Origin of the sequence: Pseudoalteromonas sp. S554 (assembly GCF_005930865.1) — a bacterium.
Lineage (GTDB): Bacteria > Pseudomonadota > Gammaproteobacteria > Enterobacterales > Alteromonadaceae > Pseudoalteromonas > Pseudoalteromonas marina.
The window spans coordinates 76201-92041 of sequence record NZ_PNDV01000022.1; the positions used below are offsets into that span (position 1 = coordinate 76201).

Consider the following 15841-nt stretch of genomic DNA (forward strand, 5'->3'; position numbering starts at 1 on the left):
GTTTACGGCAATTATTGTTATTGTTTTGCCACTACAAACTAAGACGAATGGTAAGAAAAAATCCGCCATTAAATTTAAAAAATAAATCAGCATTTTATTTTTTAAATTTAATGTTCATTAACCGCACGGGGCATAAAGCTTGTAATGTAATGGCGAAGTGTACTACAGTTTTTTTCATTACAAATACCTCACCAGGTACTGATTATTCATTTTAAAAACTTTAACTTTTTAATTAATAAGTAAAAAATGGCAATTTGGACTGTATTTTTAATCGTTTAAAAATACAAGTAAACGCGCTAACAATAAAAATAATCAAGGCAAAAACAAATTAGCATGGCAAGTCAAAAAAATAATTTATTTAAAAAAAATAAAAAATATTTATGGAGGAAAATAAAAAGTCACTCGTCTTTGTTCAGTGTATGGCCAAAAACTATACACAAGGAATATGTGCATTTGCCGCTTTGTTTACCAATTTATGTGCTGGTTTTTAGCTTATTCACCACCGAGTTAAAAGCGAGCCCTGTAAACGACAAAGCAGTGTTTAATATTCCCAGACAAAGGGCCGATTTATCGCTAATAAATTTTGCCGAGCAAGCCGATATTACTTTGCTTTTTCCGCTGGATAAAATTCAGCAGTTACAAACAAATACTATTGCTGGCGAGTATTCAATAATAAACGCATTACAGATTTTACTCGATGGCACAGGGTTGCAACCGCATGTTAGCGAAGATGGGCAAATATCTATTTTAATAGATCCAAGCTTCGAGAGAACTGACAACATGGCTAACTATAAAAAAAATGGCGTGTCGAGTGCTGTACTAGCTGTACTAAGCACAATGGCAACGCTCCCTGCAGTAGCAGAGACAGCAGCACAAGAACCAGAAATAATTGAAGTACGCGGAATTAGAGGCTCGCTTGGCCGAGCTATGGATGCCAAAAGAGAAGCGGGTGGCGTGGTTGACTCCATTTCAGCTGAAGATATTGGTAAATTTCCTGACACAAATTTAGCTGAGTCTTTACAGCGTATTACAGGGGTTTCAATAGACCGTTCAGGCGGTGAAGGGCAGCTCATTACAGTACGTGGTTTTGGCCCTCAGTTTAATACAGTGCTCGTAAATGGACGCCAAATGGCCTCTGAAAATCAAAGCCGTGCCTTTAGTTTTGATACCATTGCATCAGAGCTGGTTAAAAGCTTAGACGTATTTAAAACCTCAACAGCCACAAAGCAGTCAGGTGGTATTGGTTCAACAGTCAATGTAAATACAGCGCGCCCATTTGCTATTAATGGCTTTAAAGTTGCGGGAAGTGTTAAGGGTATTTACGATGAAAATAGTGAAGAAACCACACCTGAGATATCTGGGTTAATCAGCAATACGTTTAATGATGACACACTGGGTGTGTTATTTGCTGTTTCTCGCCAAGAGCGCGAAACACGCTTAAACCAGGCGCAGGTAGATGGCTGGTTAGAAAATGTAGGCGTCCCAAACCCGCAAACTCAAAGCGGGCAAGCATACACCGGTAATATTTTTTCGCCGCGTAACTATGATCATAAAGTAACAACAGAAACACGTACACGTACTAATGCAAATTTAGTTATACAGTATGCACCCTCAGATGATTTAGTCATAACAGCTGATGGGCTTTATTCTGATTTCGATGTAGAAGCAGACACCACGTCATACGGGCATTGGTTTACAGCGCCAAACATAGAAGGCTTTGGCGGGGCTGCAGGACCTACTGTTGATGAAAATGGTACTGTGGTTGATTTATATCAAGAGGTAGGCCTTGCTACTGATATGCACGCTAAAAAGTTTGATCGCTTAACAAGCTCTAGCGCATTAGGTTTAAACTTTGATTGGCATGTAAACGATAATTTAAATATGAAATTTGATTTAAGCCACTCAAAGGCTGAGCGTGAGGCTAATAATGGTGGCGGGGATCAGTTATCGTTGATTGGCTATGCTAATCGAGTTCGATTTGAAGTGGATGGCGGTATTTTACCTTATGCGAGTGAGTTTGCCTCTGCTAACCCTAACATTTATAGCGGCCAGCAAGAGCTGGACGGTGTTGCTTATAACCCTGCAGTTACACCTGATGGCGTATCAAACTATTTAGATACAGCCAATAGCCGAGCACATGTAATGCTACGCCGTGGTTGGGCTGTAGAAGATACCGTGGATCAGTTTCGTTGGGATAGCATTTGGCATAACGATGGTAGCTCAGGCCTAGTTTCGGTCAAGTTTGGTGCTATGTATTCAACTGAAACTAAAAACCTTGATCGTTGGGATAACGAAGGTGTTGGTATTCACTGTACTTTTTGTGGTTACCCAGATGACCCAAGTATGGATGGTTTAGCGCAATTTGTATTTGACGCAGGAGATGACTTTTTATCTGATGTGAGCGGCAGCGGTCGTATGCCAACGTCATGGCTTGCACATGATGGTGAGGCAAACTTTGCGTACCTTGAGCAAATAGCTGCAGCGAATGGTCAACCTATTAGTTTTGATGCAGTTAAACGTAATAAGTCGTTTGAGATAACTGAAGATACGTTCTCGTTTTATACTGAGTTTGATTTTGAAGCTGAGCTTGCAGGCATGCCTTTATACGCAACAGCGGGCTTTAGATACGAAAGCACTGATGTAAACGTAAAGGGGACCGATGAGCCGGTTAGTGCGTTAACCATTCTAGATAAAACAGAAATGCTCGCTAACTTTGGCGCTGTAGAAAATATCTCAGCAAGTTCAGATTACGAAGCGATTTTACCTAACTTTAGTGTAAAGCTTGAAATAAACGATGAGCTAATAGCACGTGCTGCGGTATCACAAACAATTACACGGCCAACGCTCGATAGTATGTCGCCTGTAACAGTTATTGAAACAACTCGTCAAGGCGGCAATTTAACATCAAGCTCTGGTAACCCAGCGCTTGAGCCATTTACCTCTGATAACTTAGATTTATCGTTGGAGTGGTATTACGCTGATGCCAGTTATTTATCTGCGGGTTACTTTAGAAAAAATGTTGCTAACTTCATTATTAATACGACCGAAGACTTAACTTTTGAATTGTCTGGCGGCGGATTGTTAACTGACCCCTCTACAGGTAACGATGTAGACAACCCTGATGCTGCCGACTCGACGGCTGTATTCACTAATACATTGCCCAATAATAGCGAATCGGCGATTGTTGATGGCTGGGAAGTCGCCTTACAACATAGTTTTGATAGTGGCTTTGGATTTATGGTTAATGCAACATTTGTAGACAGCGATGCAGAGTTAGACTCTGCAGATATAACTCAAGTTTTTGCATTAACAGGCTTAAGCGACTCTTATAATGTGGTTGGCTTTTATGAGAATGGACCATTTCAAGCGCGTTTAGCCTATAACTGGCGCGATAGCTTTGTACAGTCACTTACACAGCTAAATGGTGATGGTGTGACAATTGTGGAAGATTACGCACAACTTGATGCTAGCGGCAGCTATGACATTACCGAAAATGTATCGGTATTTTTTGAAGGTATTAACTTAACCGAAGAATACGTGCACAAGCGTGGTCGTTTTTCTAATCAATTATTGTTGGTTGAAGATAGCGGACGACGTTTTGCGTTAGGTATTCGCGGTAGTTTTTAACTTTAATTAATAAAGTGGCTTTTACATTTAGTAATAGCCACTTTTTAACTATGCCTTTATAGGTAACAAGTATGAACCAGCAAAATAAAAAAATAAAAACAGTGGTTGTCGTTGGTGGTGGTATAGCGGGCTGGCTAACAGCCGGACGATTAGCGGCGCACCACAAAAGTAATACCCCGGATGGCCTTAATGTTGTTCTCGTTGAGTCTCCAAATGTACCAATTATAGGTGTTGGGGAAGGTACTTGGCCTACCATGCGCAGTACATTAATAGCACTTGGTATTAGCGAAACTGATTTTATACGCGAGTGTGAAGCAAGCTTTAAGCAAGGAGCAAAATTTGCCAAGTGGGTGGATGGCTCCGAGGATGATTTTTATTATCACCCATTAGTTTTGCCACAGGGCTTTTCAAAAACAGATATGGCTGGCCACTGGTTAAATAACGCCGCTGAGTCAACGTCTTTTTCAAACGCAGTGTGTTACCAAGAAGCTATTTGTGAGCAAGGACTTGCCCCTAAAACTATTCGCACACCAGAATACGCAGCTATAGCCAACTATGCCTACCACTTAGACTCTGCAAAATTTGCCATTTTTTTACAAAAACATTGCACGCAGGAACTTGGTGTTAAACATATTTTGGCTGATGTAACACAGGTTAATAGTGCTAAAAATGGCGATATTGCAAGCGTTACCACAAAGCAACAAGGTGAAATTAGCGGTGATTTATTTGTTGATTGCACCGGCTTTTCTTCATTGTTATTAGGCGAGCATTATGAGGTTCCTTTTAAGCCGTGCGATGACGTGCTATTTATTGATACCGCCTTAGCAGTGCAAGTCCCTTATGATAATGAAGATGAGTGTATTGCATCCCACACAATCTCAACAGCGCAAGAAGCAGGTTGGATATGGGATATAGGATTACAGCACCGCCGTGGTGTAGGTTATGTGTATTCGAGTAAATATAGTAGCGAAGCTCAAGCACGAGAAAATCTCAAAGCGTATGTTGGCGATAAAATAGAGTCGTTAACAATTAGAAAAATCCCTATTAAAAGCGGCCACCGCTCACACTTTTGGCAGAACAACTGTGTTGCGGTTGGGCTTTCAGCTGGTTTTTTAGAGCCGCTTGAAGCCTCTGCATTGGTATTAGTAGAAATGTCAGCGCAAATGATAAGCGAACAACTCCCCCAGACCCGCGATATTATGGATATTACCGCCAAACGCTTTAACGAGACATTTACCTATAGGTGGGAAAAAATAATCGACTTTTTAAAACTGCATTATATTTTATCAAACCGTGACGATAACGCATTTTGGCGTGATAACAGAGACCCAAAAACGATTCCTCAAAGCTTACAAGATCTAATGAAGTTGTGGCAATACCGCGCTCCTGCTGATCACGACTTTACAAGTAATAATGAGGTGTTTCCAGCGGCCAGTTATCAATATGTTTTATACGGCATGGGCTTTAAAAGTGATTACAGCACAACTGCCTATATGCTTAAAGACACTGTTTTCGCTAAAAGTCAGTTTGATAAAAATAAGAGTATGATAAATCAAGCAGTCACTAACTTACCTAGTAACCGAGAGCTGCTTAATAAAATTAAGCACCATGGTTTTAGTGTTATCTAGCTTAAAAAATTACACATAAAAACAATAAAGAGACACGCATGGAAAATTTAGTCGCATTAGAGCAAAGTGCTCATCAGCATATAAAAATAGATACACAAAAAGCACAATCACACGCTAAAAATCTTAATATGATCCCCGTAGTTATGGTGGAGCTTAGCCAAATTGCCGTTCAGCAGCCTATAGTTTTTGCAAAAAACTCAGAAACAGGCGAGTTTACACTCAATGCTTTATTAGGCTTTGAGCAACATGAGAACTTGTTTTATCAGCAATCACAGTGGCAGGGCGTATATTTACCGCTTCAGTTACAGCGTCAGCCATTTTTTGTTGGTGATACGCATTCGCAGCAGACGCAATACCCTGTGTGTATTAATTTAAACAGCCCTGCAGTAGTTGATAACTCTGCGCAAAGCGAAAATAATTTAGAACCAATTTATACCCAAAGCGCAGAAGAAAGTGGCTATTTTAAACAAATAAAGCAGTGTTTAGGGCATTTACTACAAGGCGAAATAGACAATAAAAAGTTAATTGATGCGTTGTTAAAGTATGAACTACTACAGCCATTATCGCTTGAAGTAACGTTTGAAAATAACAAAAAAACAAAGTTAAACGGCCTATACACTATTAATCAAGAAAAGCTCTCACAACTTAATAGTGATCAAATTACGCTTTTACATCAAAGTGCTTTATTACCTGCCATTTATACAGTAATAACCTCACTTGGTCAGATATACCCATTAATAGAGCGTAAAAATGCGGTGCTTAATTTAGCCGATGATTGATTTTACACTTAACAAAAATATGGTGTTACACATACACACTGTTGGGGAAGAGCAAACCCCAATAATTGTTATTGATGATTTTGTTAATAATGTAGATGCGCTAATTAATTTTGCTGTGTTTTCTCAAAACGCCAGAGAAACATTTTGCGCACAAGAAAGTGACTTTTACCCAGGAGTAAGAAAAGCAGCACCGCTTAGTTATATAGAGCAGCTAAAAGCACTGTCGCCAATTATTAATTCACACTTTAATATGGCAGATAAAAGCGAGTTTGATGTAATACTTTCTGCCTTTTCAATTGCATGCACAGAGCCTGATAAACTCAGGCCAATACAGATGCTTCCCCATTTTGACACACCTAATATGAACCAACTTGCTATGGTGCATTTTTTATGTGATGAAACACATGGGGGTACTTCATTTTACAAACATAAAGCCCTGGGGTATGAACGCATAACAAAAGAGCGACTTATCCCTTATAGGCAAGCTATAAAGCAACAAGCCATGGCGCAAAGGCTTCACAAAAACCCACATTATATAAATGGCAGTACAGCTTTGTTTGAGCAAATTTTCAGTGTAGAGGCAAAGTTAAACCGGGTTGTTATATATCCAAGCAACTTATTGCATTCCGGGAATATAAATGCAGCTAACGGTTATGCCTGCGATCCAATTAATGGGCGTTTAACTATTAGTAGCTTTGCTGTTTTACGTTAGTTTTTCATTACCCGCTAAAATTCTCAAAGTACTCTTTTTGCAGCTCTATAGTCAGTGCTTTAGGGCGAATACCTTGTACTAAGCTGTACACTTCATCCTTTGTGTAACCTGCTGAATTTAAAATAAGCGCAGCAACCAACCCTGTGCGGCCAGTGCCGCCTTTGCAATGTATGGCAATGGTTTGTTTTTGCTGTATGGCTTGTAGTATGTCTGTTTTGTGGGTGTTCCAGCTTGATGTAAAAGGCTGTCTGGGTGCTTCGTCGTCATTTATAGGTAAATGAAACCAGGTTATATCGTGCTTTTTGCACTCACTATTAATTGTTTGTACGTTGTTTTTTTCAAGCTCCTTTTGCGGCATAAGCGAAAGTAGCATGTGAGTGCCAGCGGCTTTTAATGTAGCTATTGAATCCGCTAGGTTTTGCGTTTTTGTACCAGGGCAAGGCGTAAAAATAATATTTGCGCCGTTATTGAGTGATAAAACATCGTATGGGTGCGCGCTCATGGTAAGTCCTTTATTTTTAATAAATTTACTTTTATACACTCACTATAGCGTGTTTTAGTTACAAGTTTAAGATTGAATAATAAGCACAAATGCTAGATACTGTTTTTATATACAGTTGTGGCGATGTTATGAAAAAAGAATTACCAGCAAAATACTATTTAGCGCATTTTAGAGAGCTTATTGAGTTTGTAACAAGTAAATGTATGCATTTACTTGAGCCCAAGCACAGCCAATTTATTAGTAAAATTAACCAGCTTGATGAGCAAAGCCAATGCATGTTGGCGCGTGTGTATTCGCGCAAACCTTATTTAGTGCAGGCGCAATCGCTCAATTATGAAGAAATAATCTCGCCGCATCAGGCTATTTGTACGCTAAAAACAGCGGGTATTTTATATGAGCCAAACGCACAGCATTACAAGCAGCTTATAGCGCATTTAACCAAGCCCATGCTGATGGAGTTACTCAGTAATTACAGTGAGCAAGTAAGCTTTAAGAAAAGCGCAGCTAAAGGGGAGTTGGTCACTATTGCGTGTCAGTTTTTTAGTGTTCACGCAGATGATTTAGCCCCTTTATATAGCCAATATGTGATAAATAACCGTGAAGATTATTACGAGTATTTTGAGTTTTTATTTGCAGGGCGCTTAAGTAGTGGCGATGTAAACCATCAAAACCGCTTTGTTATGCGCGATTTAGGGTTAACCGCTACCCGCGAAGGGCACAGCGAGAGCTTATCGCGCTTTAATACACTCGCTGAGGCGCAATCTAATTACGTTTTAAATCGTTACCGTTTAGCGTTTAAAAACATCGGCAAAACAGCCGGTAATACAAAAGATGAAACCTTTGATGACAAAACCCCTTACACCGAGCTTGCGCATTTAGTTTTAGCGCAACCGGCGCATGGCGCACAAGCGCACGACATTAAAAACAAACTGCTGGTTAGGCTGTATAAACAACTTAAAAATACCTATAGCGAACTTGCTTTTAGCCTACTTGAAGGCTGCACCGATTACGCCGAAGCACAAGAAATTCAAATAAGAGAGCAATACCGCCTAGGTAATAAAGCGTGGGTAAAAGCGCAGCTAGAGCAAATTATAGAAAACCCGCTCACCGACGATTTACTGTATTTTGCTGATGACTTTTTAATGCGTAAGTTTAATAAACAAACGCGTTCGCGCTTAAGTACTATGCTGGCCGACACCCAGTGTGTGCTTGAAATTGACGAAATTTACCGAGGCGATGTAGAGCAAGGCGTAAATGAGCATTACAGTGCAAAAGGGTTAACGGTTTTTAATACCGAAAACACCTTATGGCAAAGCTTGTTTGGCTTAGTATTTTGGCACGAGTTATTTATTGAATCGCCTTACCCGCCGTGTAATGAATTTGATATTTACCCGCAAGTTTTACAGCTTGGTAATTTTTATGATGCACAAAGCACGCAAATTAACGCACGTTTAAAAAACTGTAGCACTAATCAGGCGCTGCTTAATTTGGTATGTAAGCATGCCACACAGTATTTTGAGCAGCCCAATGGTTTATTTAGATGGCGCAGCAATTTATTAGAGCCACTAGAAGCACTTGTTTTAAACAGTCCGCTTGAAGCGTTAATTGCGCATTTAACGGCTATGAGTAAACACTATTTACAGCTAAAAGACGGTTACCCCGATTTAATGGTTATTAATAATGGCCAAGTACATTTTGAAGAGGTTAAAGCCCCAGGCGATAAGCTTAGGCGCAACCAACTTACCACTATTGATAATTTAAAAAATGTAGGCTTTACGGTACATATTGCCGCAGTTAAATGGTTTGTAGACCCTAATCGTGTTTACAGCGTGGTTGATATAGAAACCACGGGCAGCTTAAAAGGTGGTAACCGCATTACCGAAATTGGCGTAGTTAAAGTGCAGCACGGTAAAGTGATTGATACCTGGACGACTCTTATTAATCCGCAGCGCCATATCCCAAGCTTTATTACTAAATTGACCGGCATAAGCGATGGCATGGTTTACAACGCGCCTGTATTTGCCGATATAGCACAGCCACTACTAGATAAACTTGCAGGCAGTATTTTTGTAGCCCATAACGTAAACTTTGATTACGGTTTTATAAAAAAAGAATGCGAGGTTGCAGGGCACTTTTTTAAAATGCCAAAAATGTGCACCGTGGTTGAATCGCGCAGAGCGTTTAAAGGCTTAAAGTCGTATTCGCTTGGTAACCTTAGCGCGCATTTTAATTTAAATTTAACCAGCCATCACCGCGCATTGGCCGATGCTACCGCCACTGCCGAGCTGTTATTGCTGATCCAAAACAGTGAAACGCTAACGCAGTAAACGAGTAATTTATATTTAAGGGTATGAAACTTAAGTAATTAAGTAACGTTATTATAATTTATTATTTATTTTTGGAATAAAGTGTTTTTGTAAATCGTCTTCTTTATGTCAATCCGACAAACTAGAGGACAAAACAATGACTAAATTAAATAAAATTGTAAGCGTAATGATGTTAAGCGGTGTGTGTACTTTTACAGGTGCAGTGCATGCCGCTGATATTGAACTATCTCAGTCAACGTCGGCGCAGCAACAATCATCTTCATCTATTACGCTTTCACAAAATGGTTTAACAGCCAGTGGTAGCAACGAGTCAAACGTATCTAACGATACACAAGTAACGGCTGATGACTCGCAAAACACAGATTCAACGGCTAGTGACACGCAAACTCCAGCGCAAGAAAGCAGCGAGGCCGCAGAGCCTGCAAATTCATTAGTTGCATCTGCCAGCTCATCTTTAAATAATGCATTAAATGCATCGGCCTCGTCTTTAAATACCACAAGCATTACCACAATCAATACAGCGCTTGATGCAACAGCGCAGTTAACCTCATCGGCGAGTAATTTAACAACCGCTGTGAGCCAGTCGTCATTACTTTCTGTTACCTCTGAGCAAGGCGCTCAGCCAGACACTACCGACGCAGCAGCCGATGCCTCTTTACTTTCAAATGTGGGCAGCGCTACCGATTCAGTTACACAAGCTGATGCAACTAATGCGCTTAATGCGGGTGAGCTTACAAACCAATTAGCAATTACTAATACGGCTGCAAACTCAGTGAGTTCTGCACTGCAAATGGGTGATGCAATTAATACCAGTAATGAAGTAGTAAGCAATGTTCAGCAATCTTTAATTGCCAGTGTGCAAGACAGTACGGTTAGTAGTTTACAAAGCACAGTACAACAAAGTGTTAGCGGGCAGGTGAGTGCAGCGGTTACTGATCAAGTTAGTAACGATGTAGCACTCAGCACCGCAAGTGAAGTAGTAACCAACATTACTAACGATTTAGACCTAGGCCTTTAATACGCCAAGTGCTTGCACAAATGCCGAATGGGGAAACCTATTCGGCCTGTTGGAGAATAAATATGAAAGCAGTTATAACCGCCACATTGTGTGTTTTTAGTGCCAAAGCGGTGCTTGCACAAACTAACCACATTAAAACAGCTGAGCAAAATAAGCCCTTTAAAAGTAGCTTTGAGCTAAATGCAGATGCAGAAGTTGGAGTATTAAGTAACTCGGCGCTGTCTGTTCAGGAGCTTGACGATATTTCGTCGCAAAGCGACAGCGGCATAAAAACCGCAGCCGGTGTTAATGCAAAATGGCAAGTAACCAAAAGCACTAAATTAACCTCAAGCTATAAGTTTGAACAACAAGACTACGATGAGTTTGATCAATACGATTTAGACCTGCATCAATACGGTTTAGATGGCAGTTATAGCTTTAATAGCCATGAGCTAGGGGTTCGTTACGATGGTGCAAAAGCAAATGTAGATGGCGAACCATTTTTACATTTTAACCAAGCCAGCGCCTACTATGGCCATTTTTTAAACCCGCATACGTATTTGCGTATGAGTGTAAAAACCAAAGCTAAACGTTTTGCTACTGCAAAAGCACGTAATGCCGACGGTGTAGGTGCCGATATAGCGCTTTATCATTTTATAAATAATGGCCAAACCATGCTAATGGCAGCGCTAAGTGCCGATAAAGAAAACGCCGACGACAACCAATACGACTTTAACGGCTACGGCTTTACTACTAAAGTTACGCACAAATTTACGGCCTTAAATGTAGCGAATAAAGTGGGCGCAGGCTGGCGTTATCAAAATAAAGATTACGATGAGCAAACAACGGATGATTTTTTTGAGCAAATACCGTCGCGAGATGAGCACCGAAATGTAGTTAATGCGTTTTATAACCTAGCTGTGTTTGAGCACGTAACACTAATAGCCGAGGCTGAATATGGCGATTACCAATCAAAACTTAGTAGCAATACCTATACTCAGTCGGTTTTATCGGCGTCAGTTAAAGTGCACTTTTAGGTGGGTAAATGGCGCCATAACCAAAGGTGGCGTCTTTGCCTTGCTCGCCTAAGTCGACGGCCAGCGATGTAAGCTCGTTAAGTGCTTTGGTTTTATTATTACCATGTTTTAACAATAAACAACTTAATGCCGCGCTTACATGCGGCGCCGCCATTGACGTACCCGACTCCCTCCCAAATTTTCCATTGCCTTGGCTTGTAACAACATTTACACCAAGGGCTGCAAAGTCTATGTAATCGCCTTTATTTGACCATCTATAAATGTGGTTTTTTGAATCAATAGCACTTACCGCTATCACGCTTTTATACGCGCCTGGGTATAACGGCTGCGACGCCGGACCTTGGTTACCCGCAGCAGCTACAATTAAACCATTTTGTTTTATTGCTGCAGTAATACTTGCTTCTAAAATTGCGTTATTTGGCCCCGTTAGGCTCATATTTATTACGGGGATTTTATTACTAACTAGCCAGTTAAGTGCCTCTACTATGGCAAATAATGTAGCCCCTTGTGCATATTCAGATTGCCTATAAAACACCTCGGCACTGTAAAGCTTGGCACTGCCTAAAAGCGGGTTAAGTTTTGCGCCTTTACCTGTAATTAGCCCTGCAATGGCGGTGCCGTGTAAATTTGGCGAGCTTAACCCTTTAGGTAAAAAGCTTTGCGTGGTGATATTGGCGCCTTTAAAAGCACTGTGTTTGGTATTAATGGCGCTGTCGATCATGCCAATTTTTACGCTTTGTGTGCAGTAAGGAGCAACAGACTTATTTTGCGTTACTTTTGCGGTAGGTTCGCCTGTTTGCGCTTGGTATATGTGGTTTCGGTCAAGTATTGCAGACTCATCTAAGTTAAGCACTTTTAATAACTCACTTTTAGAATTAACACCTTGCGGGGCGTTAAAGCGTACTAAGCTCATATTAAGTGCGTTGTAATTTTTTACCGATACAATGGTTACATTTTGCTGCTTTAGGGTATTAAGTTGTTGGCTATTTGCCATTAATAACCATTGGCGCTCTATTGCTCTAAAGCCGTTTTCTAGCTCCACTTCTACAAATGCCGTGTTTTGGCTATTTATATTAATGTTAAGCACATTAGGTAAGCTGCTAATTGGCTCACTTATTTGCGCTTTTAGTTCATCAATCGATATTTGCGGAACAGGCACCGGAAGCGGCAGGCGCTGTGCTCGCTCTATAGTTTGTTCAATACGCTGCTCTATTGGGTTTAGCTGCCCAAGCACCTGATCGACTCTTACTATGTTGGCTGAACTCGTTGCGCTAAATATACAAAGCGAAGCGGCTATTATGTGTTTAACGCGTGTGTTTATAATATTCATAGTGGGTTACTTCTATTAAATTTATCATGCTGGTTAGTTAACGTTTAACACATAAAAATATTTCATTATTTAAATTATTTTGATTATTTGGGAATAAATGCTTTTTTGAATCGTCTTCTTTATAAAAGGGGTAAAAATTAATGAACGAAACTATAAAAATCTTATTGCCCATGCTTAGGCGTTTTGCCTATTCGCTAACGGGTAGTAAAGCAGATGCAGACGATGTAGTGCAAATAACAATTGAAAAACTATTAGTAAAAGGCATTCCGGATGACGTTGAGCCTGCTAAATGGGCATTTAAAATTTGCCGTAATGTGTGGATAGACGAATACCGCTCACGCAAGGTAAGGCAAAATACGGCTCAGGCCGATATTTTACCAGAGCCAATTACAAGCAATGAACACCAAACACTCGAAAATAAACAAATGCTTAAAAATGTAAATACAGCACTTGGGCAATTACCAGAAGAGCAACGCGCCATAGTATCGCTGGTGGCAGTGCAGGGCATGGCTTATAAAGAGGTAGCACATACGCTAGATATACCTATAGGCAGTGTAATGAGTAAATTATCGCGCGCACGCAGTACACTTTATAATTTAATAAAACCCGACTTTAAAAAGGAGCAAGTATGAACATTAACGACGAAACACTTAGCGCCTTTTTAGACTCAGAACTAAGCGAGCACGAAATGGAACAAGTGCGCAAAGCCCTTGAAACCGATGATGAGCTAGTAATGCGACTTGCAGAATTTAGCGAAGTAGACATGTTAGTAAAAGAGCACGCAACAAGTATTGACGACGCACCACTTAGTGACTCATTAGCTAAAACGGTTGCAAAGCTTGATATAGCAACGACAAAAAACACGTTAAACAGTAATGTAGTAACGTTAACGCTTTGGCAAAAGGTTAAGCAATCGGCTAATAAAAGTATAGCAATAGCAGCAAGCGTAGCTGTGGTATTTGGTATTGCAATGACGAGCTATTTACAACCCAGTGAGGCGCAAAACTTAGTAGCCAGCAATACAGCTTCAGCCCTTAATACGCAGCTAAGTAGTGGTGTGTTTGAGCAAAGTGATGGCTCAGTATTTAGCGCACAGCTAAGTTTTAAAAATCAGCAAGGTGAGCTTTGTAGGCAGTATGCACTAAGCTCAAATAATACAACGCAAACAAGCATTGCTTGTAAAACGCAAAGCGGTTGGCAAATTAAAGCGCAAACAGCTACGCAGCAAAGTAACAATGGCGCGCAATATCAAACGGCGTCTAATAACAGTGACTTAGATGCTGTTATAGATAGCATGATCAGCGGCGCACCACTCGATAGAGCACAAGAGCAGCAAGCAATTAGCGCAAAGTGGCAGTTAAACAAATAATAATGTGTATAAAACGAGGTGAACTATGAAAACATCTATTTTAATTATCAGTATTTTACTTATGGCGGGCTGTGCATCTAAACCTGATTATCGCGCCGCAAATAATGGATCGCAAGGTTATAGCGAGCAAAAAATTAGCGACGATCAATACCGAGTAGAGTTTAAAAGTGTGTCAAACAACGTAGCCGATGCCGGTGACTATGCATTATTACGCGCGGCTGAGCTTACACAAGCACAAGGCTACGACTGGTTTGTTGTAACCAACAAAGAAACCTTTGTTGAGTTTAAATCGCAAGCTCCCGCGTCATCTATTAGTGCATCACAAAGCCAGCAATATGAGCGAAGCTGCGGTTTATTAACCTGCGAAACACGCGTACGTCCGACAAGCAGCGTAGGCGTACAAGTGAGCAACAATGATAAACGCAAAGAAGTGCACACCTTAATTGATATTAAAATGGGCAAAGGTATAAAGCCAAGCGACAACAGTTTTAGCGCCCAAGACTTAATTGAAAACTTAAGCAAAAAAGCACAAAAGTAAGCTTTTTTGGTAAAAGTGCTTGATATAAGCACTTAGCTTGTTTTAGCTAAGTGCTTTTTTCGTGGTAAAAATCCAGTAACCAGCATAGTGCCCACAATAACAAATAAAGCGCCTAGTAACGTGTTTGGCCCAATTTGTTCGTCTAAAATTAAATGTCCCCAAAAAATGCCAAATAGCGGAATTAAAAACGTGACCGTTAAAGCTGAGGTTGGGCCTATATCTTCAATAAGTTTAAAAAATAAAATATAAGCAAGCGCTGTACACACTACGCCAAGGGCTAAAACGCCAAGCATAACGTTGGTGGTTGGTACTTCACGCATTGGCATAAAAAGTATAAGGGGCAGTACCATAAAACTTGCTGCCCACATTGAGCCGTGTGCGTTATCAAACGGTGCAAGCTTTGGCGCATTTTTTGTGTAATGGGATGCAATGGCATAACAAAATGAAGCGCTTAGCGCTGCTACAATAGCAATAAGTGACTGAGTATTTAGTATAAGATGGTTTTGCCCAACTAAAATTGCCACACCTACTAAACCCAACAGCAAGCCTAAAACCATACTCTTAGTTGGCTTGGTTTTACTCCAGATAATACCCACAACTGCGCCCCAAATAGGCGTTGTAGAATTTAAAATAGATAACGTAGATGCGCTGATAGTTTGCGCGGCATAAGCAAAAAGTAAAAAAGGCAGGGCGGAGTTAAGAGCGCCAATTATAAAAAAGTGCTTTTTGTGTTTAGTAAACGCCAAGCGACGTTTTAAATACAGCGCAACTATAAATAGTGTGAGTGCCGCAAAGCCTACTCTAAATTCTATTAAGACTGCGGGCCCTAAACTAGTGGCGGCCATGCGCATAAATAAAAATGACGCGCCCCAAATTGCAGCTAGGAAAAATAATCGAAGTAAACTTGCTAAGCCCATGATAATATTTTAATTATACGAATAGAGTTATAGAATAACAGGCTTTACGAAGAGTGTAAGCCAGATTCGGTACTCGCA

Annotated in this window: 13 protein-coding genes; 10 read left to right on the forward strand and 3 right to left on the reverse strand. The window is 40.5% G+C overall.

Going from position 1 to position 15841, the window contains the following annotated elements:
• Positions 1-333 precede the first annotated feature (333 nt).
• The 4 genes from CWB65_RS05690 to CWB65_RS05705 all read left to right on the forward strand — a co-directional run bounded on the left by CWB65_RS05690 (position 334) and on the right by CWB65_RS05705 (position 6746).
• Positions 334-3627, forward strand: coding sequence for a TonB-dependent receptor (locus tag CWB65_RS05690; RefSeq protein ID WP_138740113.1), 3294 nt, complete (start codon positions 334-336; stop codon positions 3625-3627).
• A 71-nt stretch (positions 3628-3698) separates the two neighbouring features.
• A complete protein-coding gene (locus tag CWB65_RS05695) occupies positions 3699-5255 on the forward strand; it encodes a tryptophan halogenase family protein (RefSeq protein WP_008129276.1) in 1557 nt (518 codons plus the stop codon).
• A gap of 38 nt (positions 5256-5293) precedes the next feature.
• A complete protein-coding gene (locus tag CWB65_RS05700) occupies positions 5294-6034 on the forward strand; it encodes a SapC family protein (protein ID WP_008129278.1) in 741 nt (246 codons plus the stop codon).
• Complete coding sequence (locus CWB65_RS05705; protein WP_138740114.1) at positions 6027-6746, forward strand: DUF6445 family protein; 720 nt, start codon at positions 6027-6029, stop codon at positions 6744-6746. Before CWB65_RS05700 ends, CWB65_RS05705 begins: the two co-directional genes overlap by 8 nt.
• A 7-nt stretch (positions 6747-6753) precedes the next feature.
• Here CWB65_RS05705 and CWB65_RS05710 read toward each other — a convergent pair whose 3' ends face one another.
• On the reverse strand, positions 6754-7248 hold the full coding sequence (locus CWB65_RS05710; protein WP_008129281.1) for a phosphatase domain-containing protein: 495 nt from the start codon (positions 7246-7248) through the stop codon (positions 6754-6756).
• Positions 7249-7337: 89 nt separating this feature from the next.
• Between CWB65_RS05710 and CWB65_RS05715 the strand changes: the two genes are divergently transcribed.
• The 3 genes from CWB65_RS05715 (at position 7338) to CWB65_RS05725 (ending at position 11609) form a co-directional block, all read left to right on the forward strand.
• Positions 7338-9575: an exonuclease domain-containing protein gene (locus tag CWB65_RS05715; RefSeq protein WP_008129283.1), complete on the forward strand. Its 2238-nt coding sequence runs from the start codon at positions 7338-7340 to the stop codon at positions 9573-9575.
• Between the two features lie 136 nt (positions 9576-9711).
• Positions 9712-10593: a hypothetical protein gene (locus CWB65_RS05720; protein ID WP_008129285.1), complete on the forward strand. Its 882-nt coding sequence runs from the start codon at positions 9712-9714 to the stop codon at positions 10591-10593.
• Between the two features lie 62 nt (positions 10594-10655).
• On the forward strand, positions 10656-11609 hold the full coding sequence (locus CWB65_RS05725; RefSeq protein ID WP_138740115.1) for a hypothetical protein: 954 nt from the start codon (positions 10656-10658) through the stop codon (positions 11607-11609).
• Here CWB65_RS05725 and CWB65_RS05730 read toward each other — a convergent pair.
• Entirely contained in the window at positions 11593-12939 is a 1347-nt protein-coding gene (locus tag CWB65_RS05730) for a S8 family serine peptidase (RefSeq protein WP_138740116.1), read from the reverse strand. The genes CWB65_RS05725 and CWB65_RS05730 overlap by 17 nt on opposite strands.
• 140 nt (positions 12940-13079) lie before the next feature.
• On the opposite strand from CWB65_RS05730, the gene CWB65_RS05735 reads away from it, so the two are divergent.
• The 3 genes from CWB65_RS05735 to CWB65_RS05745 are packed head-to-tail and all read left to right on the forward strand — an operon-like array spanning position 13080 to position 14846.
• On the forward strand, positions 13080-13571 hold the full coding sequence (locus tag CWB65_RS05735; protein WP_008129292.1) for an RNA polymerase sigma factor: 492 nt from the start codon (positions 13080-13082) through the stop codon (positions 13569-13571).
• Positions 13568-14308 (forward strand): anti-sigma factor family protein, encoded by a 741-nt coding sequence (locus CWB65_RS05740; RefSeq protein WP_138740117.1) that lies wholly within the window; start codon positions 13568-13570, stop codon positions 14306-14308. Before CWB65_RS05735 ends, CWB65_RS05740 begins: the two co-directional genes overlap by 4 nt.
• Positions 14309-14333: 25 nt before the next feature.
• On the forward strand, positions 14334-14846 hold the full coding sequence (locus tag CWB65_RS05745; RefSeq protein WP_008129297.1) for a CC0125/CC1285 family lipoprotein: 513 nt from the start codon (positions 14334-14336) through the stop codon (positions 14844-14846).
• A gap of 32 nt (positions 14847-14878) precedes the next feature.
• Here the strand turns inward: CWB65_RS05745 and CWB65_RS05750 are convergent, their stop codons facing one another.
• Complete coding sequence (locus CWB65_RS05750; protein ID WP_008129299.1) at positions 14879-15763, reverse strand: DMT family transporter; 885 nt, start codon at positions 15761-15763, stop codon at positions 14879-14881.
• Between the last annotated feature and the right edge of the window lie 78 nt (positions 15764-15841).